The 21,646-nt window shown below is 64.8% G+C and carries 27 protein-coding genes and 1 pseudogene; 10 read left to right on the top strand and 18 right to left on the bottom strand.

The features are described from left to right. From GEU01_RS27775 to GEU01_RS13610, 5 genes are all read right to left on the bottom strand, one after another. On the bottom strand, positions 1 to 279 hold a 279-nt coding region (locus GEU01_RS27775), incomplete at its 3' end, for a hypothetical protein (RefSeq protein WP_026018745.1). A 1,017-nt stretch (positions 280 to 1,296) separates the two neighbouring features. Then, complete coding sequence (locus GEU01_RS13625) at positions 1,297 to 2,958, bottom strand: type IV secretory system conjugative DNA transfer family protein (protein WP_019086529.1); 1,662 nt, start codon at positions 2,956 to 2,958, stop codon at positions 1,297 to 1,299. Positions 2,959 to 2,964: 6 nt separating this feature from the next. Continuing rightward, on the bottom strand, positions 2,965 to 3,255 hold the full coding sequence (locus tag GEU01_RS13620; RefSeq protein WP_019086528.1) for a hypothetical protein: 291 nt from the start codon (positions 3,253 to 3,255) through the stop codon (positions 2,965 to 2,967). Then, positions 3,252 to 3,476, bottom strand: coding sequence for a conjugal transfer protein TraD (locus GEU01_RS13615; protein WP_019086527.1), 225 nt, complete (start codon positions 3,474 to 3,476; stop codon positions 3,252 to 3,254). The genes GEU01_RS13620 and GEU01_RS13615 overlap by 4 nt, the downstream gene beginning before the upstream one ends. A gap of 37 nt (positions 3,477 to 3,513) precedes the next feature. After that, positions 3,514 to 3,825 carry a conjugal transfer protein TraD gene (locus tag GEU01_RS13610; RefSeq protein ID WP_232272536.1) on the bottom strand — a complete coding sequence of 104 codons (312 nt, stop codon included), beginning with the start codon at positions 3,823 to 3,825 and terminating at the stop codon, positions 3,514 to 3,516. Between the two features lie 170 nt (positions 3,826 to 3,995). On the opposite strand from GEU01_RS13610, the gene traA reads away from it, so the two are divergent. Further along, positions 3,996 to 6,911, top strand: a complete 2,916-nt coding sequence (traA, locus tag GEU01_RS13605) for a Ti-type conjugative transfer relaxase TraA (RefSeq protein WP_019086525.1) — start codon at positions 3,996 to 3,998, stop codon at positions 6,909 to 6,911. A 6-nt stretch (positions 6,912 to 6,917) separates the two neighbouring features. After that, complete coding sequence (locus GEU01_RS22845) at positions 6,918 to 7,646, top strand: DUF6118 family protein (protein ID WP_026018743.1); 729 nt, start codon at positions 6,918 to 6,920, stop codon at positions 7,644 to 7,646. A gap of 100 nt (positions 7,647 to 7,746) precedes the next feature. On the opposite strand, the gene GEU01_RS13595 is transcribed toward GEU01_RS22845, so the two are convergent. Further along, positions 7,747 to 8,667 (bottom strand): cation diffusion facilitator family transporter, encoded by a 921-nt coding sequence (locus tag GEU01_RS13595; RefSeq protein WP_019086523.1) that lies wholly within the window; start codon positions 8,665 to 8,667, stop codon positions 7,747 to 7,749. Continuing rightward, a pseudogene (locus GEU01_RS22840) lies at positions 8,664 to 10,133 on the bottom strand (efflux RND transporter permease subunit); the annotation flags it as partial. The gene GEU01_RS13595 and the pseudogene GEU01_RS22840, both read right to left, overlap by 4 nt. A 218-nt stretch (positions 10,134 to 10,351) precedes the next feature. Between GEU01_RS22840 and GEU01_RS23995 the strand changes: the two are divergent. Beyond that, positions 10,352 to 10,924 carry a YgjV family protein gene (locus GEU01_RS23995; RefSeq protein WP_170171734.1) on the top strand — a complete coding sequence of 191 codons (573 nt, stop codon included), beginning with the start codon at positions 10,352 to 10,354 and terminating at the stop codon, positions 10,922 to 10,924. 174 nt (positions 10,925 to 11,098) lie between these two features. Here the strand turns inward: GEU01_RS23995 and merE are convergent, their stop codons facing one another. The 6 genes from merE to merT all read right to left on the bottom strand — a co-directional run bounded on the left by merE (position 11,099) and on the right by merT (position 14,933). Continuing rightward, positions 11,099 to 11,317: a broad-spectrum mercury transporter MerE gene (merE, locus tag GEU01_RS13580; protein WP_019086520.1), complete on the bottom strand. Its 219-nt coding sequence runs from the start codon at positions 11,315 to 11,317 to the stop codon at positions 11,099 to 11,101. A gap of 425 nt (positions 11,318 to 11,742) precedes the next feature. Next, complete coding sequence (locus GEU01_RS27770) at positions 11,743 to 11,925, bottom strand: MerR family transcriptional regulator (protein WP_019086518.1); 183 nt, start codon at positions 11,923 to 11,925, stop codon at positions 11,743 to 11,745. Further along, positions 11,922 to 12,554, bottom strand: a complete 633-nt coding sequence (gene merB, locus GEU01_RS13570; RefSeq protein WP_019086517.1) for an organomercurial lyase MerB — start codon at positions 12,552 to 12,554, stop codon at positions 11,922 to 11,924. Before merB ends, GEU01_RS27770 begins: the two co-directional genes overlap by 4 nt. Positions 12,555 to 12,574: 20 nt before the next feature. After that, positions 12,575 to 14,266, bottom strand: coding sequence for a mercury(II) reductase (gene merA, locus GEU01_RS13565; protein ID WP_019086516.1), 1,692 nt, complete (start codon positions 14,264 to 14,266; stop codon positions 12,575 to 12,577). A gap of 10 nt (positions 14,267 to 14,276) precedes the next feature. Continuing rightward, on the bottom strand, positions 14,277 to 14,555 hold the full coding sequence (merP, locus tag GEU01_RS13560; protein WP_019086515.1) for a mercury resistance system periplasmic binding protein MerP: 279 nt from the start codon (positions 14,553 to 14,555) through the stop codon (positions 14,277 to 14,279). A 12-nt stretch (positions 14,556 to 14,567) separates the two neighbouring features. Then, positions 14,568 to 14,933 carry a mercuric ion transporter MerT gene (gene merT, locus GEU01_RS13555; protein ID WP_454264942.1) on the bottom strand — a complete coding sequence of 122 codons (366 nt, stop codon included), beginning with the start codon at positions 14,931 to 14,933 and terminating at the stop codon, positions 14,568 to 14,570. A gap of 80 nt (positions 14,934 to 15,013) precedes the next feature. Here merT and merR point away from each other — a divergent pair, with 80 nt between their 5' ends. The 3 genes from merR (at position 15,014) to GEU01_RS13540 (ending at position 16,908) form a co-directional block, all read left to right on the top strand. After that, positions 15,014 to 15,415: an Hg(II)-responsive transcriptional regulator gene (gene merR, locus GEU01_RS13550; protein WP_042710867.1), complete on the top strand. Its 402-nt coding sequence runs from the start codon at positions 15,014 to 15,016 to the stop codon at positions 15,413 to 15,415. 354 nt (positions 15,416 to 15,769) lie between these two features. Beyond that, a complete protein-coding gene (locus tag GEU01_RS13545) occupies positions 15,770 to 15,949 on the top strand; it encodes a hypothetical protein (RefSeq protein ID WP_019086512.1) in 180 nt (59 codons plus the stop codon). Next, positions 15,946 to 16,908 carry a tyrosine-type recombinase/integrase gene (locus GEU01_RS13540; RefSeq protein ID WP_019086511.1) on the top strand — a complete coding sequence of 321 codons (963 nt, stop codon included), beginning with the start codon at positions 15,946 to 15,948 and terminating at the stop codon, positions 16,906 to 16,908. Before GEU01_RS13545 ends, GEU01_RS13540 begins: the two co-directional genes overlap by 4 nt. On the opposite strand, the gene GEU01_RS13535 is transcribed toward GEU01_RS13540, so the two are convergent. The 3 genes from GEU01_RS13535 to GEU01_RS13525 are packed head-to-tail and all read right to left on the bottom strand — an operon-like array spanning position 16,905 to position 18,119. After that, positions 16,905 to 17,525, bottom strand: coding sequence for a histidine phosphatase family protein (locus GEU01_RS13535; RefSeq protein WP_019086510.1), 621 nt, complete (start codon positions 17,523 to 17,525; stop codon positions 16,905 to 16,907). The two genes, GEU01_RS13540 and GEU01_RS13535, sit on opposite strands and share 4 nt — an antisense overlap. Before the next feature lie 19 nt (positions 17,526 to 17,544). Further along, complete coding sequence (locus tag GEU01_RS24405; RefSeq protein ID WP_081499968.1) at positions 17,545 to 17,841, bottom strand: type II toxin-antitoxin system RelE/ParE family toxin; 297 nt, start codon at positions 17,839 to 17,841, stop codon at positions 17,545 to 17,547. Further along, a complete protein-coding gene (locus GEU01_RS13525) occupies positions 17,838 to 18,119 on the bottom strand; it encodes a type II toxin-antitoxin system ParD family antitoxin (RefSeq protein WP_026018742.1) in 282 nt (93 codons plus the stop codon). Before GEU01_RS13525 ends, GEU01_RS24405 begins: the two co-directional genes overlap by 4 nt. A gap of 501 nt (positions 18,120 to 18,620) precedes the next feature. Here GEU01_RS13525 and GEU01_RS26325 point away from each other — a divergent pair. The 4 genes from GEU01_RS26325 (at position 18,621) to GEU01_RS13510 (ending at position 20,260) form a co-directional block, all read left to right on the top strand. Next, the gene (locus GEU01_RS26325; RefSeq protein ID WP_198284474.1) at positions 18,621 to 18,965 is read left to right on the top strand and encodes a hypothetical protein; all 345 of its coding nucleotides are present in this window, start codon (positions 18,621 to 18,623) and stop codon (positions 18,963 to 18,965) included. Positions 18,966 to 18,970: 5 nt separating this feature from the next. Then, positions 18,971 to 19,264, top strand: a complete 294-nt coding sequence (locus GEU01_RS26320) for a hypothetical protein (RefSeq protein ID WP_198284473.1) — start codon at positions 18,971 to 18,973, stop codon at positions 19,262 to 19,264. Between the two features lie 68 nt (positions 19,265 to 19,332). After that, on the top strand, positions 19,333 to 19,968 hold the full coding sequence (locus GEU01_RS13515; protein ID WP_026018741.1) for an AAA family ATPase: 636 nt from the start codon (positions 19,333 to 19,335) through the stop codon (positions 19,966 to 19,968). A 25-nt stretch (positions 19,969 to 19,993) separates the two neighbouring features. After that, positions 19,994 to 20,260, top strand: a complete 267-nt coding sequence (locus GEU01_RS13510) for a hypothetical protein (RefSeq protein ID WP_019086506.1) — start codon at positions 19,994 to 19,996, stop codon at positions 20,258 to 20,260. A gap of 64 nt (positions 20,261 to 20,324) precedes the next feature. Here the strand turns inward: GEU01_RS13510 and GEU01_RS22815 are convergent, their stop codons facing one another. Together GEU01_RS22815 and GEU01_RS24400 are read right to left on the bottom strand one after the other, a co-directional pair. Beyond that, entirely contained in the window at positions 20,325 to 21,236 is a 912-nt protein-coding gene (locus GEU01_RS22815; RefSeq protein WP_026018740.1) for a replication initiation protein, read from the bottom strand. 44 nt (positions 21,237 to 21,280) lie between these two features. Then, on the bottom strand, positions 21,281 to 21,646 hold a 366-nt coding region (locus GEU01_RS24400; protein ID WP_157212846.1), incomplete at its 5' end, for a Tn3 family transposase.

The following is a 21,646-nucleotide window of genomic DNA, read 5'->3' as shown; positions in this document are numbered from 1 at the left end:
CGCGCGCATCGCTGCAAACGTGGCTTCCGGAAGAAGGTAGGTGTCGGCCGCCAGGCGCCGCGGTCGGCGCGGCGGTAGGCCGCCCGCGATCGACGCGGAGAAGGTCGCGGCGATTACCGTCGCCCTCGAAGGCGGCGCCAGCAAAGCGGCTATATGCCGCAACTTCGGTGTACCGCGCTCGACGCTGATCGACACGCTGGCGCGGATTGGCTGGACGCCTCCCGGCAGAACCTGACAGATGCCGGCATCCCGAAAGGGAAACTCCGCCCGCTCCGGCAAGCCATCACAATCACCGATAATCCTTAGCGTATATCTGTGCCCGTTTTATGTACCGACCCCACCTTACCACCAATGGTGAGCCAGGCAATTCCTAAAACTCGCCGTTCGAGCGAACGGTGAGGGGCTACCCCAAAACTCACCGTCGATCGGGCGGCGACCCGAAAGCTCACCGGACTCGACCCCAACACTCACTTTTACCGGCCCCAACACTCACCGAAGGTTACCCCAAAACTCACGCGACTCGACCCCAACGCTCACTTTTCGCGGCCATTTCCCTTGGTTTTCTGCGGGTTTGAAGGCCCCTGAATCTTGAATCTAAGAAGAATCATTGAATCAGAAGGCAAACGGTGAGTTTTGGGGTAGCCCTGCCTGTGGATAACTTCGCCCCCGATGCAGCGACAACACCGAAAAAGAAGAAAAGCGCCGCCTCTTGGGGGCTTCGCCCCCGCCGGCTCGCGGCCTTCGGCCGCCCCGGATCGCTTTAGCGATCCTCCCACCCGGCATCCCCCAAGATGAGCCGGCTTCGCCGGCACGCTTTTTATTGGATTTGGGATCGTTTAAACGCTGCGCTTCTATCTGCACCACAGCACCAGCGGCATCGTTGCAATTGGCTTTCCAGAAAAGCCAGGCGGATAAGGCGGTGATCGAGCCGAGAGGGCAGGGAAGGCGGAAACGTCGCCACAGGCGCGATTTGCGGGCCGCTGGGCCCTGTTTCGAACTTCTGATAGGTTGGGGAGGGGTCAAGCTCCAAGCTGCGCTCCACGGCCTTCCTGGGCCTGCTCCGGGTGAAGATCCTCGGGGTATCACCCACCGCGTCAATGGCTGGCGACACGCCAACGGTGAGTCCATACCCCAAAACTCACCTTCCGCCCGCCAGAGGCCGACTTTTCCGTGTTCGGGCGCGATTCTCTCAGCGAGTGGATATCTCCTCATGAGATAGCGATATGCGTTCATACCGCTATACACACGATAGCATTATGATTGCAATTTAGCCGGAGGGCGGCCATTTAAACGCTCTCAGGCGGGATCGAACTTCCCGGCGAACTCGCGATCGGCATAGTAGCGCAGCTTGGCCGCGACGATCGGGCGCTGGCCGGCGAGGAACAGGAGCTGCAAATCCTCGCGCAGCGTGCGGACCTCATCAGGGGTGAGCAGAGGCCGGCCGACATGCTGCGCACCGAACGATATGCCGGTTTCCTCCGCGTCGATCGCGCGGCTCATCGTTTCGAACACGACCGTCTCCTGGCCGAGCAGATCGGAGACGAGTTTGGCGCTGTCGTGATCGTTGACGCCAAACACTTGCAGCACGCCGGCGTTGGACAGGAAGGTGCCGGCGCGGCGCTCGTAGAGCGCGCGGAGTTGGTGAACGTCCTGCAAGATCGGCCAGAGCTGGATGCCATAGCCGGCCATGAGGCCCATAGCGCGCTCGACGGGTTCGAGGCGGCCGAGGGCGGCGAACTCATCGAGCAGGAACAGGACGGAGCGGGCAGGAGAGGCCGGCGCGCGCGCCAGATCGGTCAGCCCTTGCACGAGCATCAGGCGCAGCCAGCGGGCATAGGTGGCGAGCCGATCGGGCGGCAGCACGAGGAACACCGTCGCCGGCGACGCCTTGAGATCGGCGAAGGTAAAATCCGAGCCCCCCAGCACCGCCGTCATGCGCGGACTATCGAGGAAATGGGTATGGCGCTGCGCGGCCGACAGCACGCCGGCGGCTTCGCGATCGGATTTGCCGAGGTGGCGATTGGCGGCGCGCGCGACTAGGCCGCCGTGTGACTGCATGTCGGCGAGCAGGGCGGCGAAGGCTTGCGGAGCAAGCGTCAGATGATCGCGCAGCGTGGCGAGGTTCCGCGTCGCCGGCGGCTCGCTGGCGACAATATGGAGGATCAGGCCCGAGATCAGCGCCTTGGCTTCCTCGTTCCAGTGCGCTTCGCCAGCCTCGCCGGGCGCGTCGTAGACCAGCGCGTCGGCCAGCGTCATGGCATCGTCGGCGAGATCGAGGCCGGCAGGGTCGATCCGGGCCAATGGATTGAACGCGGCCCCGACCATGCCCGCCACCCCGAACGGATCGAGGACATGGACCGGGCCGAACCTGGCGCGGTAGTGGGCGGTGATGCGGGCATTTTCGCCCTTGGGGTCGATGCAGACGACCGGGCCGGGATAGTCGAGCAGATTGGGGATGATGGTGCCCACGCCCTTGCCGGTGCGCGTCGGCGCGATCGTCAGCAGATGGGCGGGGCCGGCATAGCGCAGCAGCTTGCCCGACTTGCGGTCGCGGCCGATCAGCAGGCCGTCGCCGTTTTGGGCGAGAGGGCGCGTTTCCCTTGTCGTGGCGAACCGGGCCGAGCCGTGGGTGGCGTCGCCGTCAGGGCCGCCGTAGCGCAGGATCAGGGGTTGGAAGAGGGCGCGCAAGCCGATGAGGATGATGACGAGGCCCGTCAGCATCATTCCGATTTGGTAGAGATTGGAATCGCGGGCTAGGCCGAGCAGTGAGTGCAGGACGAACTGCATGCCGCCGGCGAGCACGATGCCGACGATCAGGAACAGGATCGCGACGCGAAGCAGATGGCGGATTAGCGCGATCGGGCTGAGGGTCAGCGCCGTGATCGCCCATATCGGATTCTGGCGCGATATGCGGGCGAGGTTGCGGATCGCGCGGCCCAGCTGGCGCAGCCATTCCATCGCGGATCACCTATACGCCACGATCATCGCCGGCGTGATCGCCAGCGCGGGATCGGCGTCGGGATGATCGAGCAGCTTGAGGATTATCGCGGTGGCGAGGGCAGGGGGCACGGCTTCCTCGCGCAGCATGTCGAACAGGGCATCCTCATCGGGCGTGAGCGCCATGTCTTCGATCGCGAGATTGGCGCGCGATTCCGCATCGCCCTCGCGCCACATGGCGACTTCGGCTGAACTGCCGCGCACGAAATCGAGCGCGCGGACCTGGGCGCGGATCGCTTCGACATCGAGCCTGGTCATGCTGTTTCGCTCCCTTCTGCTTCCGCGTCGAACGCCCGCTTGCCGCGCCGCTTCCAGAGCGCCAGCACATCGCTGGCGTCATCACCTTGCGCGCGTCCGGCTAGTTCGAGCATCGCACCGTAGAGGGTGGCGCGATCGTCGTCGGCGAGATCGACGAGGCCGGCTTTCTGGACGAGGCCACCCAGCTCGATCAGGTGCCGGGTGCGTTCGCGTCGCTGCACAACCCATCCTCTCGTATCGGTGCGGCGCTGTCCGGCCTCAGCCCTGCGAACCGCCTGCCCCAGTGTCGCTTGCGTCCTGGCCGTTGCCTGCATCGCCTTTGCCAGCCTTGCGCCCGCGCCGCTGAAAGAAGGCAGCGCCATCGGAGCGCCACGCCTCCCGGTTTCCCTCAACCTGCGCTTCGGCAACGATGTGGAGCAACGCGCCAGCCAGCACATCGGCATCGAGCGCATCGGCCCCGGTGGACGTGACGAGTTCGCCGAGCTGCTGGACCTTCTTTGCTTTCAACGCCCTGGCCTTGTCGCCGAGCGCCTTCAGCTCCGCGTCATAGTCCCGCACCTTGCGCATCATCCTCTCCCTCGCGCCAGCGAACAGAAGCCGCAGGATAGCACGATCGGCGTGGGAGGGTAGCGCGTCCGTCAGAAAATGTGGCAAAGTCAATCATGCGAACGGCAGAGAGTGTGAGTGCGCGCTTATACGTCGTTGCCGACGTGCGCTAAGTAGGGCAATGTCCGAGCGTCATGGCGATCTACCACTTCTCCGCCAAGGTTGTCAGCCGTGCGAACGGATCGAGCGCGGTCGCGAGCGCCGCCTATCGCTCGGCATCGGAGCTGTTTGACGAGCGGCTGGGGCGCGATCACGATTTCAGCAACAAGGCAGGCGTCATCCACTCCGAGGTGATGTTGCCGGAGGGCGCGCCGGAGCGTTTAAACGACCGCGCGACCTTGTGGAACGAGGTGGAGGCGAGCGAGAAGCGCAAGGACGCGCAGCTTGCCCGTGAGGTGGAGTTCTCGATCCCGCGCGAGATGAACGAGAAACAGGGCGTCGCGCTGGCGCGAGACTTCGTGAAGACGCAGTTTGTCAATCGCGGGATGATCGCGGACCTGAACGTGCATTGGGACAAGGCGAAGGACGGCACGCCGAAACCGCACGCGCACGTCATGCTGGCGATGCGCGATGTAGGACCGGAGGGGTTCGGCAGGAAGAACCGCGACTGGAATTCGACCGAGCTGTTGAAGGATTGGCGCGAGGCGTGGAGCGCGCACGTCAACGAGCGCATGACCGAGCTGGGGCTTGAGGGGCGAATCGACCATCGTTCCTATGAGGCGCAGGGGATCGAGCTGGAGCCGCAGCACAAGATCGGCCCGGCCGCGTCGCGGCGACCGGGGCAGGGGCTTGAGGCGGAGCGGATCGAGGATCACGCGCGCATCGCTCGCGAGAACGGCGAGAAGATCATCGCCAGCCCGTCGATCGCGCTGGACGCCATCACCCGGCAGCAGGCCACGTTCACTACCCGCGACCTTGCGACGTTCGCGTTCCGGCACAGCGACGGCAAGGTCCAGTTCGACCAGGTGATGGGGGCGGTGCGCGCCAGCCCCGAGCTGGTCGCGCTGGGCAAGGACGGGCGCGACCAGGAGCGGTTCACCAGCCGTGACATGATCGCAGTGGAGGCCCGGCTTGAACGGAGCGCCGGCGAGCTTGCCGGGGCCGATCATCACTTCGTCGCCGGCACCCAGGTCTATCGTGCGCTGGAAGCGGCCGAGGGCAGGGGGCTTGTCCTTTCGACCGAGCAGCGCGACGCGCTTGGCCGGATCACCGAACGCGACGGGCTGGCCTCCGTCGTCGGCTATGCCGGCAGCGGCAAGTCGGCGATGCTCAGCGTCGCGCGCGAGGCGTGGGAGGAGGCCGGCTATACGGTGCGCGGCGCGGCGTTGTCGGGCATTGCGGCTGAGAACCTTGAGGGCGGTTCCGGCATCGCCTCGAGGACGATCGCCAGTCTCGAGCACGCATGGGGGCAGGGGCGCGAGCAGCTAGGCCCCCGTGACGTGCTGGTGGTGGACGAAGCGGGCATGATCGGCTCGCGCCAGATGGAGCGGGTGTTGTCGGCCGCGAATGAAGCTGGCGCGAAGGTCGTCCTGGTCGGCGACCCCGAGCAGTTGCAGGCGATCGAGGCGGGCGCGGCGTTCCGCAGCCTCACCGAGCGCCACGGCGCGGCCGAGATCACCGAGATACGCCGGCAGCGCGACGACTGGCAGAAGGAGGCGACGCGCTCGCTCGCCACGGGGCGGACGGCCGAGGCGATCCATGCCTATGACGGTCGCGGCATGGTCCATGCGGCCGACACGCGCAGCCAAGCGCGGGGCGAGCTGGTCGACGGCTGGGATCGCCAGCGTCAGGCCGAACCGGATAAATCCCGCGTCATCCTCACCCATACCAACACCGAGGTCCGCGAACTGAACGAGGAGGCGCGCGGCCGGCTTCGCGCGACCGGCGATTTGGGCGACGACGTGGCGTTCAGCGCCGATCGGGGGCCACGCGACTTCGCGCGCGGCGACCGCTTGATGTTCCTGCGGAACGAGCGGTCGTTGGGGGTGAAGAACGGTACGCTCGGCACGATCGAGAAGGTATCGCCCGAGGGCATGGCGGTGCGCCTGGATGACGGGCGCGGCGTCGCGTTCGACACCAAGGACTATGCCGCGGTCGATCACGGCTATGCGGCGACGTTCCATAAATCGCAGGGCGTGACGGTCGATCGCGCACACGTCCTCGCCACCCCCGGCATGGACCGCCACAGCGCCTATGTCGGCATGTCGCGGCACCGTGACGACGTGCAGCTTCATTATGGCCGCGACGACTTCGCCGATCAGCGCCAGCTCGTCCGCGCCCTGTCGCGTGACCAGGGCAAGGACATGGCGGGCGATTACGCCAAGCCCGAGCAGGATCAGGCACGGGCGTTCGCCGATCGGCGCGAGATCCGGTTCCCGGAACGCGCGCGCCAGGTGGTGGAGAAGGTCCGCGACAAGGCCAAGGGCATGTTCGACGGGTTCCGGCCGAAGCCAGCGACCGAGCAGGCGACGTCGCCGGAGCGTGTCGCGGCCGATCGGCCGCTGGCGCTTTCGCAGGCCCGCGCGATCGAACGCTATGGGCGCGCCGCAGCCGATATAGGCCGGATGCGGGACAAGGGGTTGCCGGTGCTGGCGCACCAGGAGCAGGCGCTTGCCAAGGCTGGCGACGCGCTCGACCAGGTGCGACCACATGCTGCGCGTGACCTCGCCAGCGCGATCGAGCGGGACCCTCGGCTCGCGCGCGACGCGGCCGAGGGGAACACGGGCGGTGCCGCGAAGGCGATGGAGGTTGAGCGCCAGGTCCGTACCGACCCGGAGAAGCGCGCTGGCCGGTTCGTAGAGCAGTGGCAGGGCTTGAAGGAGGCGCGGGCCAGTATGGAGCGTGCCGGCGACCGTGCGGGTGCGGAACGGCTCGGCAAGCGCATGGAGAGCATCGCGGGCGGGTTGCACCGTGACCCGCAGCTGGAATCCGTGTTGCGGCGTCGTGCTCCCGAACTGGAACTGAAAATGGAGCGCGGTCGATCGATCGCAAACGAGCTGGCGCAATCGGTCACGATCGGCCGCGACCGCGACCGTGGCATGAGCCGGTAGGTGACGATGGACGACGATATTCAGGATGGCGGTGATCCGGCGGAGGCGTTCGACCAGTTACGCGCCGTGATCGAAGGCCAGGACCGCGAGTTGGCGTTGCTACGCCGTGCTGTGGAGGGCTTAGCGGCCGAGCGGGCGCATATCGATGTTCCCGACTATTCCGAGACGCTGGGGCGGATGCAGCAAGGCGTGAACGCCACGGCCGAGCGAATTGCGGTCCTCAACGACGTGATCGCGCGCAGTCCGGCGCTGGCAATGACGCCCGAGCAGATGGCGCAGCGGATCGCCGCAGCGGGCAACGCTGCCCGGCGTGAGGATCAGGCGGCACTCGCCAAGGCGGGCGAGGATAAGGCCCGCATCATGGCCGAGCTTCGCGCTGTCGCCGGATCGGCATGGACGCGGGCTGAGCAGAAGAACCGGCAGCTATGGTTCGGGCTGGGCGGCATGGCGGCCGGCATTCTCGCATGGGCGATCCTGCCCGGCCTTGTCGCGCGCGAGGTCGCACCGGCGAGCTGGCAATGGCCCGAGCGCATAGCAGCGCGGACGCTGGACCTTCCACGTTGGGAAGCAGGGCAGCGGATGATGGAGAGCGCCAGCCCGACCGCGTTCCGCGCGATCGTCGGAGCCGACAGGATCGTGACGGCCAACCGGGAGGCGGTCGAGGGGTGCAGCAAAGTCGCGGCACGAAAGCGCGAGACGGTGCGATGCACGATTAAGGTAGCGCCTGCGCCATAAGGCAAGCGCGTATGCCAGCAGCGTCCTCGTAAAGACGTGCGTTGCAATATTTATCATGCCTTCGAGCTGTGCCGGGCCAGCAACGCGAGCCGTTGCTGGACTATCGATGGAGGTGTTCGTCGTCCTCGCAAGGCTGGTCGGAGCCTTCAGTTTGAATCGTGCTATGCTCAATCTCGTATTGCGACCGGAGCATTGCCTGAACGGCCGAACGCGTTTCGCCGACATTGGCCCCCTCCCGCAACACGACATGCATAGCGCAGCTCACGTCATCATTGCTCATCGACCAGACATGCAAATCGTGAAGGCCGGCGACGCCGGGCACACCGCCGATCGCCGCGCGCACCTCACCGAGCTTGAGTCCGCCCGGAACGCCTTCGAGCAGCACGTTCGTTGTGTCGCGCAGCAGAACCCATGTCCGCGGCAGCACCCATAAACCGATCGCGACCGCGACGATCGGGTCTATCCAGGTGAACCCCGTGAACCGGATGGCGAGCGCGCCAAGGATCACGCCGATCGAGCCGATCATATCGGCCCACACTTCCAGATAAGCGCTGACGTTGAAGCTGGCATCCTTGCCTGCCGTCAACAGTCGCATCGAGATAAGATTGACGACGAGACCGATGCCGGCAACGATCATCATGCCCCAGGACTGGACCTCCTGCGGCGCGGTGAAGCGTTTGATCGCCTCTACGAATATGTAGATCGCGATCCCGAACAACAGCACGGCATTGAACGCCGCGGCCAGAATCTCGAACCGCCGATAGCCGAAGGTCCGCTTGTCGTCGGGAGACTTGCCCCCAAGCCTGATCGCCATGAGCGCGATGACCAGCGCCGCCACGTCGGTCATCATGTGCGCGGCATCGGATAGCAGCGCGAGGCTGTTGAAGACCAAGCCCCCGATCACTTCTGCAACGAGATAGATCGAGGTGAGCACGAGCGCCCACCCGAGCATTTTCGCGTTCGCTCCGGCCGTATGGTCGTGACCGTGACCTTCCGCGCCGTGCGCGTGTTCGCTACTCATAGGGTTTGCTCGCTCATGGTCCCGTTCCCTTCAGGTAGTCGGGCTGTTTTTCGACCGGACATCAGCCGCGACTCCCAGGCGGTGATCGCCGGCAACACCAGCAAGGTCAGCGCCGTTGAGGTGATGAGTCCGCCGATGACGACCGTCGCCAGCGGCCGTTGCACTTCCGCGCCGGTGCCGGTCGCAAGCGCCATCGGCACGAACCCGAGCGAGGCCACCAATGCCGTCATCAGCACCGGCCGCACGCGCTCCATCGCCCCGTCGATGATGGCCGTGTCCTCGTCCTCGCCGTCCTCCCGGTGTTTTCGTATCGCGCCCATCATCACGAGCCCGTTGAGGACGGCCACGCCCGATAGTGCGATGAACCCGACTGCTGCGGTGATCGAGAACGGGATGCCGCGCAGCAGCAGCGCGAACACCCCGCCCGCCAGCGCCATCGGCACCGCCGAGAACACGATCGCGGCCGGCACCAAGCCACCCAGGGCCATGTAGAGCAGTCCGTAGATCGCCAGGAAGCAGATCGGCACTACGAGAGCCAAGCGCAGCCGCGCCGATTGGAGGCTCTCGAAAGTGCCGCCCCAGCCCGTATACATGCCGGGGGGGAGCTGCATCGCCCCGATCTTCGCCTGCGCGTCCTGGACAAAGCTGCCGAGGTCGCGACCGCGCACGTTGACCTGGACGATCACCATGCGCTTGCCGTTCTCGCGGCTGATCTGGTTCAGGCCCTGCGTGTAGCTAAACCGCGCTACTTCACGGAGCGGGATCGAGCGTGCCGTCTGCCCTTCAGCCGCCGGCAGCATCACCGGGATTGCACCCAGCGTCTCCAGATCGTCGCGCTGAGCATCAGGCAAGCGGACCACCACCGCGAAGCGGCGGTCGCCCTCAAACAGTAGCCCCGCCTCGCGCCCGCCGAGCGCGGCCGACATCGTGTTCGCCACCTCCTCGACCGACAGGCCGTAGCGCGCCGCTGCCTGGCGATCGATCTTGACATCGAACGTCGGCGCGCCGGAGGTCTGTTCGGCACTGACGTCGCCCGCACCTGGAATGGAGCGGACGGCCGCAGCGATACGTTGCGCCTGCGCGCTCATGGCTTCCAGGTCGTCCCCGTAGAGTTTGATCGCAACATCGGAGCGCACACCTGCGATCAGCTCGTTGAAGCGCATCTGGATGGGCTGCTGGATCTCCGTGCGGTTGCCGATGACCAGCTCCATCCGCTCTTCGATGCGGCGGACGACGTCTGCCGTGGTCTTCACCCCGTCGGGCCACTCGTCCTTCGGCTTCGGGATGACGTAGGTGTCCGAGGCGTTGGGCGGCATCGGATCGGTGCCGAGATCGGCATTGCCGTTCTTCGAGAACACCAGCGCCACCTCGGGCAGCGTCTTCAGGGCATCCTCGATCCGCAACTGCATCTGCGTCGACTGGTCGATCGACGCCGAGGGAACACGGAAGTTGGTAACGGTGATGTCGCCCTCGTTGAGATGGGCTTAAAAGCAGAGGCGGCTCATCCTAGCCGCCATCAGTTATGATTGGTACTTAACGGTGTTTTAACCACGTTCGCTTAGCAAGGGCCCACTCGACCCTCTCATTGCGGACATACATGGCAAGCCTAGTACTTGCGCTGAATAGCGCAGTGAGTATCGCTCCAGGGGCGCTAGGCACCCTCACGGTTCTGGCTTGGCCCCATGTGCGCCGGATCGAGATCGCGCTGGCGATCCAGTTTGCGGGCGCGCTCGCTTTCGCCATGTACTTCATGCAAGGTGGATCAACGACAGCGGCGCTGTGCTGCTTGGTATCGGCCGCCCAGTTGCTGATCGCCAGAACCGTTCATGATCGCGGGTCTTTGCTTCTACTCTTCGCCGGGAGTGCGTTGCTGCTCTTGGCACTCACGGCATTGTCGTGGAACGGCCTGACCTCGGCGCTTGCTCTAGGGGGAGGGCTCTGTGGCACTCTCGCGCGCATGCAGGCATCCACCCTGAGGATGAAGAAGGTCTTCCTCGCCGCGGCGCCACTGTCGCTGGCGCATAATGCCATCACCGGCAGCGGCTTCGGACTGTTGGTCGACGTGATCTCGATTGTCAGCAATAGCGTCGCCATCTGTCGTCGGGTGATCGGTCCAACCTATTGGGAAATCGGCGAGCGCGGCCTTCTGCTCGGCAGAGGCCTTCTGACCTCGTTGCCACGTTCTAGCCGCCAGACCCGCGGGGTTCCGGTGCTGCCGGCGCTTGTTGCTGATCCCGGACCTGCGTCCAATATGTAGGCCGCTCCACGGCCTAGAAGCCGGTACCCGCCGATGAGTCGCACGATGCACGAACTCAGGAAATGACATGAAGGGGCCTGTCTTTGCCGGGAGTCGATCGAACACGCGGGGCATGCCGCGACAATTCGGGGATTTGACCCATCCGGTCATCAATTCGAAGAGACGCACAGCGTCTCATGATTTGTCCCGGAAAGCGCGGATTGCGCCGCTCAAAGACAGGAGAAAAAGCCCCGTGAGCACCACCACCGCGATGATCCAGTGCTCCCCGACGACGGCAGCAAGACTCGATGCGGCAAACAGCGCGAGGAATAGCGGCAGATGGCAGGGGCAGGTGAGAGCTGCCAGCGCACCCCAGATAAAGGCCGGCGTGCGCGAAGACCCTGAGGCGCCCATGCTAGCAGATTTCCGCATGCCGGTTCCCACTCGACGAGGGACGATGCGCCGCATCGCTGTCGCGGACGGTCGATCGCCGGGATGGGGGCTCTCCGGTTCGGCTGTCCATGGCCAACGATGCGGCGCGAGCCGGGCGCATTTGCGGCGACCCACCCGGCCAAAGGCGGCAACGTAAGGATGCTTCGGAAACTGGATGCTTATGCATGACCACATTCCTTGACAGCATCGGCCCCGACAGCCAAAATCATGTGCTCCAGTCGCCCATCCAACGCGGACAGGACCGCGCACCGCGTGGCAATTCGCTGACGCACGCGCTCCAGAGATTCGACGCGGTCGCTGCCCCCTGCGTCGAGAGCGTGGCACAGCCGGGTCAACTCATCGAGGCCAACGCCCGCTTCGAACAGGCTGCGCACAAGGCGCAGCCGCTACAGCGCCCGCTCGTCATAGAGCCGCCAACCGTTCTCCAGGCGACGCGCCGGATGCACCAGTCCGCGCAGCACATAATCGCGCAGGACATGGACGCTGACACCGGCCGCACCAGCAAGCCTGGAAATGGTATAGCCGTCCCTCGTCGCCTCCTTTGCAACCGGATTGGACCCGTTTCTCATCGCAGCAGGCTCCTCCGCGAGAGTTCTTGTCCCAGGCCGAACGCTTCTTCAACGCTGACGGCGATTGCGTGCTTGCGCGTCCCTATCCAGGATTCCGCAGCGGAAGCCGAGACGAAGAAAAGCACCTGACAGCAGAACGCGCTGCGGATGTCGCGTGAGTCATCGGGCAGGATAAGAGAAACCGTCGCGCTCGCGGGGTCCAGGTTCCGAATCCCGTCCGGTGTGACGGTAAGCCGGATCGGCGCACCAGTCACGGCGCACGACGAGACGACCCGAGCCGTCTCTCCGATCAGCGATGGAAACATCAGGGCATCGAGGGCGCACCAGGTGTAAAGACGGCGGCCACCCACTTCGAAGGCGTGCGGGGTCTCGCGCAGCGTAAGGCCATAGCCGACGATGCAGCCCGCACCGTCGTATTCGACGCCGATCGCCCGTTCCAGAGCAGCCGCGACTTCGTTGGCCGGCCAGTGTATCAGCTCGGCGAGCCGCTCCCGCGACACCGGGCGGCCCGCAGCCAACTCGCACAGGAGCACACGGAAAAGCTGCGCGGACTCTTTGCCTTCCTCCCCGGGCAGTAGCCGGTCTAGTAGCCGGTCTGCGAGTTCCTGCATGACGAGAGAGACTTGCATGGTTTAACCGATCGTCCTCTTCAGCCTGCACAGCAGGACAGTTGCTTCACATCCTTCTTGAAGGTTTGCGCCGCGAGCTTCAGGCCTTCCACCATCGTCAGATAGTGGAACAACTGGTCGGCCAGCTCCTCAACGGTCATGCCCGTCCGGATCGCCAGCGCCGCCGTCTGGATGAACTCGCCGGCCTCCGGGGCCACCGCCTGCACGCCGATCAGCCTCCGGCTGCCTTCCTCGATGACCAGCTTGATGAAGCCGTGCGTGTCGAAATTGGCGAGCGCGCGCGGCACATTGTCGAGGGTAAGCGTGCGGCTGTCGGTCTCGATGCTGTCATGGTGCGCCTCTGCCTCGGAATAACCGACCGTGGCAACCTGCGGGTCGGTGAACACCACTGCCGGCATGGCGGTCAGATCGAGCGTGGCATCACCTCCGGTCATGTTGATCGCCGCGCGCGTGCCCGCCGCTGCCGCGACATAGACGAACTGCGGCTGATCGGTGCAGTCCCCGGCGGCGTAGATGTCGGGCGCGCTGGTGCGCATTGCCGAATCGACGGCGATGGCGCCTTGCTGGTTCACTTCCACGCCAGCGGCTTCGAGGTTCAGGCCGCGCGTGTTGGGCGAGCGGCCAGTGGCGACCAGCAGTCGGTCGGCGCGCAGCTCGCCGCCCGGAATCGTCAGCACGAATTTCCCACCGCTATGCGCAATCTGGCCGGCCTGGGTATGCTCCAGCACTTCGATGCCTTCGGTGCGAAACGCTTCGGTGAGCACTTCCCCAATCGCCGGGTCTTCGCGGAAGAACAGCGTGCTGCGCGCGAGGATCGTCACCTGGCTTCCGAGCCGGGCGAAGGCTTGCGCGAGCTCCACCGCGACGACGGACGATCCGACCACCGCCAGGCTTTCGGGGATGGTGTCGCTTGCGAGCGCGTCGGTGGACGTCCAGTAGGGCGTATCTTTGAGGCCGGGGATCGGCGGGATGGCCGGGCTCGCTCCGGTCGCGATCAGGCAACGATCGAACGCCACCTCGCGTTCATCGCCATCGGCCATGCGAACGATCACACTCTGACCATCCTTGAACCTGGCCTCGCCGTGCAAAACGGTGATGCCGGGATTGCCGTCGAGGATGTTTTCATATTTGGCCAGGCGCAGTTCCTCGACCCGGGCCTGCTGCTGCGCCAGCAGCCGCTCGCGCAAGACCGTCGGCGGCGTCGCCAAGATGCCGGCATCGAACGGGCTTTGCTGGCGAAGATGCGCGATATGCGCGGCGCGGATCATGATCTTGGACGGCACGCAGCCGACATTGACGCAGGTGCCGCCGATGATGCCGCGCTCGATGAGCGTCACCCGCGCGCCTTGCTCGACCGCCTTGAGCGCTCCGGCCATCGCGGCTCCGCCGCTGCCGATGACGGCGATGTGCAGCATCTGTTCGCCGTCACGCTCCTGGTGCGGCCCGGCATCCAGTGAACCGGGCGCCTTGTTGAACAAGCTGAGCGGCTTGTGCGAAGCGCCGGTCGCCAACGCGCGATACCCAAGCGCCGTCACCGCCGCGATCAAAGGCTCCGGTTTCATGCCCGCGTCAGTTTCGACCTCGGCCCGCCCCTTCGGGTAGGAGACAGCCGCCGCCCGCACGCCGGGCACCTTCTCCAATGCCTGCTTCACATGATCGGCGCACGATGTGCAGGTCATTCCGTCGATGCGCAGTGCGACAGCTTCGCTCATGCCGGCAACCTCACTTCTTGACCGAAGAAGGATAGCCGGCATTTTCGGTGGCCTTGGTGAGGGCCTGGACGCTGGTTTTGGCATCATCGAAGCTCACGACGGCCTCGCGACGTTCAAAGCTGACCTCAGCCTTCTCGACGCCTTCCACCCTGGTGAGCGCCTTTTTGACGGTAATTGGGCAGGCGGTGCAGGTCATGCCGGGCACGGACAGCCTCACGGTCTTCGTAGCGGCCCAGGCCGGCGCGGCGAGCGTGGCAGCCAGGGCGGCAAGGATGGCGAATTTCTTCATGGACGGTTCCTTTCAGTAGAACAGCGGCAAGATGTAAGGGAAAGCGAGAGCGAGCAGCACCAGCGCGGCCACGATCCAGAAGATGATCTTGTAGGTCGTCCGCACGCGAGGGACGGCGCAAACGTCATCAGGGCCACAGGCCCGTGCCGGACGGAAGATACGCCGCCAGGCGAAGAACAGTGCGACGAGCGCCGCACCGATGAAGATCGGCCGATAGGGCTCGAGCACGGTTAGATTGCCGATCCAGGCGCCCGAGAATCCGAGCGCGACCAGCACGAGCGGGCCGAGGCAGCAGGTCGAGGCGAGAATGGCGGCGACGCCGCCTGCAGCCAGCGCGCCGCGCCCTTTGACCGGCTCTGACATGGGTGCATCTGACATAAGACTCCTTCCGCGAATCAGCCTGTTGAGTTAAGGCTACCTCCGGACTTAGGTACGGAGTCAAGCAGGAGGAATGCGCTTTGGACAGTTTGACCATCGGGGCCTTTGCCAAGTCGGCCGGAGTCAATGTCGAGACGATCCGTTTCTACCAGCGCAAGGGGCTGCTCGTCGAACCAGCCCGGCCCTATGGGGGCATCCGGCGCTACGGTGAAGCGGACGTGGCGCGCGTCAAATTCGTGAAAGCCGCCCAGCGCCTGGGTTTCAGCCTGGACGAAATCGCGCAATTGCTGAAACTGGAGGACGGCACGCATTGCAGCGAAGCGGCCGAAATTGCCGGTGCGCGACTGGCCGATGCGCGCGCGCGGCTCGCGGACCTAAGCCGGATGGAGGCCGTGCTCTCGCAACTGGTCAAAAAGTGTGACGCCCATCATGGCAACGTTACGTGCCCATTGATCGCTGCGCTACATAGCAGCGCTGCCTGACCGTTCGCCAAATGTTCTTGCTTAGCGTTGTTTAGCGTACTTTCCACGCTATGCCCTCCTGTTGTAATCCGATGCTCAGCGTGGACGAACGCGCGCTGTTGCTGCTTCTTAAGCGAACCAGGCAGGCTGAGCTGGCTTTGGGCGGCTCAGATATACCGCATGGTTTGCCAGGTGCGCTTGTCTGGGCCGTTGTGAGCACACGCCGGCTTCTCGATCCATCATTCAGAGAGGATGAACGGCGCCAGTCAGCTTTGACAACGTGTCCTTTCGCAAAGATGACATGAAGGGGCAGCCACGATTCCCCTGCCCTTTTACATATGATAATGTCCTTTATCGGATGTATGGAGCACGCGAATGAAGCCGTTGAATGAACAATCGTTGCCCGAGCTGCAACGACACCTCGCCCACATTGGGAAGGTCGAAAGAGAGGTGAATGCGAATATCCAGCAGACGCCCGCAGCCGACTACAGCTTCGTGCTCAACCTACTCCAAAGGGGACGGGAGGAGCTAACGGCCGAGATCGAGCGCCGATGAACCAGCTCGTTCCCCTCCCCTCCCCGGCGTTCGCGCTGCCAGCGTTGGTCGCGTCGGCCGACGATCGCGCGCAGCGCCGCTTCCTTGAGTTCTTCGCCGTCACGATCCGCAACCCGCATACGCGGCGCGCCTATGCGCGGGCGGCCGGTGAGTTCCTGGCGTGGTGCGACGCGCGCTGGGTTGTGTCGATCGCGGCGGTGCAGCCGCTCCACGTCGCGGCTTGGATCGAGGCGCTGGGGCGCGAAGTGAGCGCGCCGACCGTCAAGCAGCGGCTCGCCGGCGTGCGGCACCTGTTCGATTGGCTGGTAACGGGCCAGGTCATCCCTACGAATCCGGCCGCGTCGGTGCGCGGGCCGGCGCATAGCGTCCGGCGCGGCAAGACCCCGGTTCTCGCGCCCGACGAGGCGCGCCGGCTGCTCGACGCGATCGACGTGACGACCCCGGCGGGGTTGCGCGATCGGGCGCTGATCGGATTGATGGTCTATTCGTTCGCGCGGATCGGCGCGGCGCTGGCTTGCCGTGTCGAGGACGTGTTCGTGCAGAACCGGCGCTTGTGGGTTCGGCTGCATGAGAAAGGCGGCAAGCGCCACGAAATGCCGTGTCACCATAATCTTGAGGATTATCTGATCGCCTATATCGACGGGTGCGGCTTGCGCGACGATCGCAAGGGGCCGCTGTTCCGCACGATCGGACGTGGCACCAAGCTGCTAAGCGACACCCCCCTGCCCCAAGCAAGCGCGTTCCAGATGGTGCGTCGGCGCGCCGCCGCGGCCGAGATCGAGACGGCGATCGGCAACCACTCGTTCCGCGCCACCGGGATCACCGCCTATCTGAAAAACGGCGGGACGTTGGAACGTGCGGCGACGATGGCGAACCACAGCTCGACGCGCACCACCCAGCTTTACGACCGGCGACCCGATGACGTGACGCTGGACGAGGTGGAGCGGGTGTTGATCTAGGCGGCGATCGCCGGCGCACACGCCCAGCGGTCGCCATCCCAATGAAACCCTAGCCGCTGCGCGTTGCTGATCGCGGGCGGCTCGCCCTTGCGCCAGAAGGCGCGCATCTTGGCGCGCTCGTCCAGATCGGCGTCGGCGACGATCGCGCGGGCGGCCTGGATGAACTGCCCATGTCCGAACACATAGACGAGCGAAGCGGGCGGCATGGCCGCGAGGCGGGCCAGCGCCGCCTCGCAGCGCCCGAGCAAGGCGCGGAAACTCTCCGCCCCTTCCCCGTCGCAATAGTCCGGATCGGCCGCGCTCCAATAGCGTTCGAGGTGCGGCATCCGTTCTGCGCTGCGCGTGCCGTTCCAGCGCGCCGGTTGGAGATAGGTAAATTCTTCGATCGGCCACACTTCGACCGGCACGCCGGGAAAGCGCGCTATCGTCGGCGCGGCCGTTTGCCGGGTGCGGGTATAGGGCGACGTGACGATGAGCGCAGGCGCTTGCGTCCAGCTCGCCGCGACCTGGCGCGCTTGTTCGTGGCCGCGCTCCGTCAGCTCGATCGCCGCGAGATCATGGCACGGCACGCCGGCGTTGCCGGTGGATTCGCCGTGGCGGATGAAGATCGCCCTCATGGCGTCCGTCGCTCGATCCTCAATTTAGTTGCAGGGCGGTGTCATGATCCTGTCCTGGGCCGATGATTCGATGGACGAAGATGCGATCCGGCTCGACGGAATAGAGAATCCCATATCCCTTGTGGGAACGACGCCTGATCCCATGCTGTTCATAGCGCGGGACCAGCGGGAAGGCGCGGGGCATATCGCCTATGCGCTTCGCGGTATCGCGCAGCTCGCCAACGAACGAGATCGCGCGGCCGGGATTATCCTTCTCGATATATCTGCGGATGCCTTCGAGGTCGCGCTTAGCCGGGGTGGACAGCGTGACCTTCATTGACGCGATTCACCGCTCGCTGTTTTCTCAATGTCGGCAATGATCGCGTCGCAAACTTCGTCGAGATCGTGACCGCCACCGGCCTTCATCTCCTGAAGGCTTTCATCAATCGACGCATCGAGTTCCTTTAGCCAGCGTTCTTCGTCAACGATCGCGCTCTGGTCGCGACGGATCAGGTCGCGCACATAATCGCTGACGCTGGCATATTGGCCGCTGTCGATCCGGTTCTGCACATAGTCCCGCAGGGGATCGGGCAGGGAAACATTCATGGTAGCCATCGCTGATACCTCCAATCACCCCTATATGGCAAAAATTGCCATTATATTCAACCATGCCCTCTCACTTCCCCTCCTATCCATCCCACTTCCTTTAAGCATCTATCATCTGTATAGCATAACGCTACCGCTATGCAGTCATTTCGAAGGAAATACCGGGCGCGGCCCTTCGGCACGGCTCTATCTCCGCGTGACCGCTCCGACCAAGCCCGCAAGCGGTCTTGGCGCATTCGCGTGACGATCCTCGCGTAAGCCCAGGGGCAAGGCCCCTGCCCTGTCGTGCCGGCGTGGATCTTCGTTTGCTTGGGGAGAGAACGTTCCGCCCCCTCTCCCCCGCAACGGCAATCAGCGGGACCGTGGCCTCACTCGGCTGCGCCTCCCTGCGCCGCGCACCACTCCCGCAGATTCCCGCTGCCCCCCTCTCTCGCCGGCCTTCTTGGGCGTCCGTGTTCCGGCCGATGGCATGGCCATCGCCGGACAGGCGATTTGAAGGGAGTAAAGACGATGACCCACGAAACCCGCGAAAGCTGGCTCAATGCCGTGGCGCAGGGCATGGCTCCGCTGTTCGAGGCGCTGGACGCCCCCCTGCCCGACCGTGCGCGCGTGGCGATCGGCTTCACCAGCAGAGGCGCGAAGGGCAAGGCGATCGGTGAGTGCTGGGACAACCGACTTAGTGCGGACGGGCATTTTGAAATCTTCATCCGTCCGGACCTAGCGCACGCGCCCGATGCGATGCCGGCGCAGATCGCCGCCATCCTCGCGCATGAGAGCTGGTCCATGCCGCCGTGGGCATCCCGGCAGGGCATGGGAAGGCGTTTAAACGGGTCGCGCTGGGGCTTGGCCTTGTAGGGCCGATGCGCGCCACCACCCCCGGCGAGGCGTTCCTTGTGGCCGTCGCACCGATCCTCGATGCCGCTGGCCCCCTCCCCCATGCCCGTCTCGACACGGACGGGGAGTCGACCGCGCCCGAGAAGCAGAAAACCCGGATGCTGAAATGCGAGTGCGCGACGTGCGGTTATACCGCGAGGACCGCGCGCAAATGGCTTGAGCAGGCCGGAGCGCCGCTTTGCCCGATCGAGGATCATGGGCGGATGGAGCATGAGCTGCTGGACGACGAGGGCGAGGACGGCGAATTATCGCCGCGATAAAATGTATATCGTCTAGCTCTACAAACGATGCTATAACGCGCGCATATTGCCAGCGGAGTGAGAGCGGAATGATATTGGCAGTCGGGAACACCAAGGGCGGCGTCGGCAAGACCACGCTCGCCGTCAACCTTGCGGTGGCGCGCGCGCTCGCGGGCCGCGACCTCCTGCTGGTGGACGGCGACGAGCAGGGGACCGCCCTCACCTTCACCCAGCTTCGCGCCGAACGGCTAGGCGAGGCCGGGTATACCGCCGTCGCGCTTACCGGCGCTGCGCTGCGCAGCCAGGTCCGCCAGCTCGCCGCCAAATATGCCGACATCATCATCGACGTGGGCGGGCGCGACACCGGCTCGCTGCGCGCCGCGCTCACCGTGGCCGACACGCTGCTGGTGCCGGTGCAGCCGCGCAGCTTCGACGTGTGGGCGCTTGATCAGGTGGCGACGCTGGTGGCCGAGGCGCGCGAGATCAACGAGGGGCTGCGCGCCGTCGCGATCCTCAACGGTGCGGACCCGCAGGGTGGCGACAACGAGGCGGCCCTGCAGATGATCGGCGACATCGACGGGATCGAGGTGCTGCCCACGTCGATCGTGCGCCGCAAGGCGTTCCCGAACGCGGCGGCCGAGGGCAGGGGGGTGGTCGAGCAGACCCCGCGCGACGCCAAGGCGATCGATGAATTGACGGCGCTGATTGGCGCGGTATTTGTATAGCATGATGATAGCGGAGTGAATTGCGATGGCTATCGCTCGTAAACCGAACAGCAAGCCCAAACCCCCCGTCGATGACGATGCGGCGGACGCCTTCATTGCCGGGGCCGCCAAGCCCGCGACGCCGGCGATCGAGACGGCGGCCGAGGATAGCCCGCGCAAGTCGCCGGTCATGCTGCGCTTCGACCGCGCCTTGCTGGCGAAGGTCGATAGCGCCGCGAAGCGGCGCGGCATCAGCCGCAGCGCGTGGATTCAGTTCACCGTGAGCAGGGCGCTCGACGCCGGCGAAGGGTGAAGCGCTGGGGGAAGCGCAGCGGATCGTAGCGCGGTGCGCGAAAGGTGAGTTTTGGGGTAGGGGCTCACCGTTCGGCGGCGGGCAGGTTGAAGTCCACGAGCACCGGCATTTCGGGAATACCGCCGCGCATCTTCGCGCGGCGGACGATGCTGTGCTGATCGATCAGGTTTTGCGCGTCGCGGCGACCGCTCGATGTTTTGGACATCCACAGCATCGCGACCTTTTCGACCTTGCGGCCTTTCTTGATCGGCGTGAAATCAACATAGAAAGGGCAGAGCTTGTTAATTTCCTCCTGGGCGACCTTGAGGCAATATTTGTTGAGATCGGCGAAGCGTTCAAGCTTGCCTTCGGGCACGTTGAGCAGTCCGCGCAGCTCCGCGATCGTGAATTCTTCGCTTTGCTTGTATTCGAGGCCGATCCGGCGCTCGATCATCTCATAGAGGCACAGCGCGTATTTCGACTCGAAACAATACATCACTTGCGTCTTGAGGCGCGCATAGACCTCGCTGTTGCGCAGTATCTCGATCAGTTCCTCGGGGATGCGGTAGTGCAGAAAGCCGTCCTTTTCGAGGCTTTCATCGCTGGGGCCGAGAAGCTGGACGCGGCGCTTGTAGCTCTTGCCGGCCTTGCGGATGGTGACGATCGCGATGGTGCCCATCAGGCGCAGCAGCGAGCTTTCGATGCGCTCATTGCCCTGGTGCGTGCCCTTGAGCGCGGTCTTGGCGATGCGATGGATGACCGGCTCGCCGATGCGCTCCCAAGCGTTGGCGATCAGCAGATTGTAGATTCGGCGATCAGCGAGGGTGAGGGGGGTCAGCTCGACAATATCGACCAGCTCGCCGGGTTTGACGATTTCCCCGTAATTGGCCGGATCGAACGGGTTTCCGCGCCCTTTTTGCGCGAGGGTGCGGGCAGGGCTATCGACCAGGGCAAGCCGTGCCTTTGCGCCGTCCAAAGGTGAGGTTGCATGGGACATGCGCTCACCTTGGGGTCGGTACATAAAACGGGCACAGATATACGCTAAGGATTATCGGTGATTGTGATGGCTTGCCGAAGCGGGCGGAGTTTCCCTTCCGGGATGCCGGCGTCGGTCCAGAGGTAATCCCCGGTCAGGTTGATATGCTGCCACCCCAGCGGAGAGAGATGCTGGAGCAGATCAGGCGCAACGGATCGTCCTTGACGTTCGAGATGCCGCATTGCGGCTCCGAGATAGGTGGTGTTCCACAATACGACGGCGCTGGCGACGAGATTGAGCGCGCTCGCCCGATGTCCCTGGGCTTGCAGTCCGTGATCGCGGATCCGGCCGGTGCGATGGAAAAAGATGGCGCGCTTGAGGGCGTTCTGGGCCTCTCCCTTGTTCAACTCGCGGGTGGCGCGGCGGCGTTC

Source organism: Komagataeibacter europaeus LMG 18890 (genome assembly GCF_000285295.1).
Lineage (GTDB): Bacteria > Pseudomonadota > Alphaproteobacteria > Acetobacterales > Acetobacteraceae > Komagataeibacter > Komagataeibacter europaeus.
This window is presented reverse-complemented; position numbering and strand designations above follow the sequence as displayed.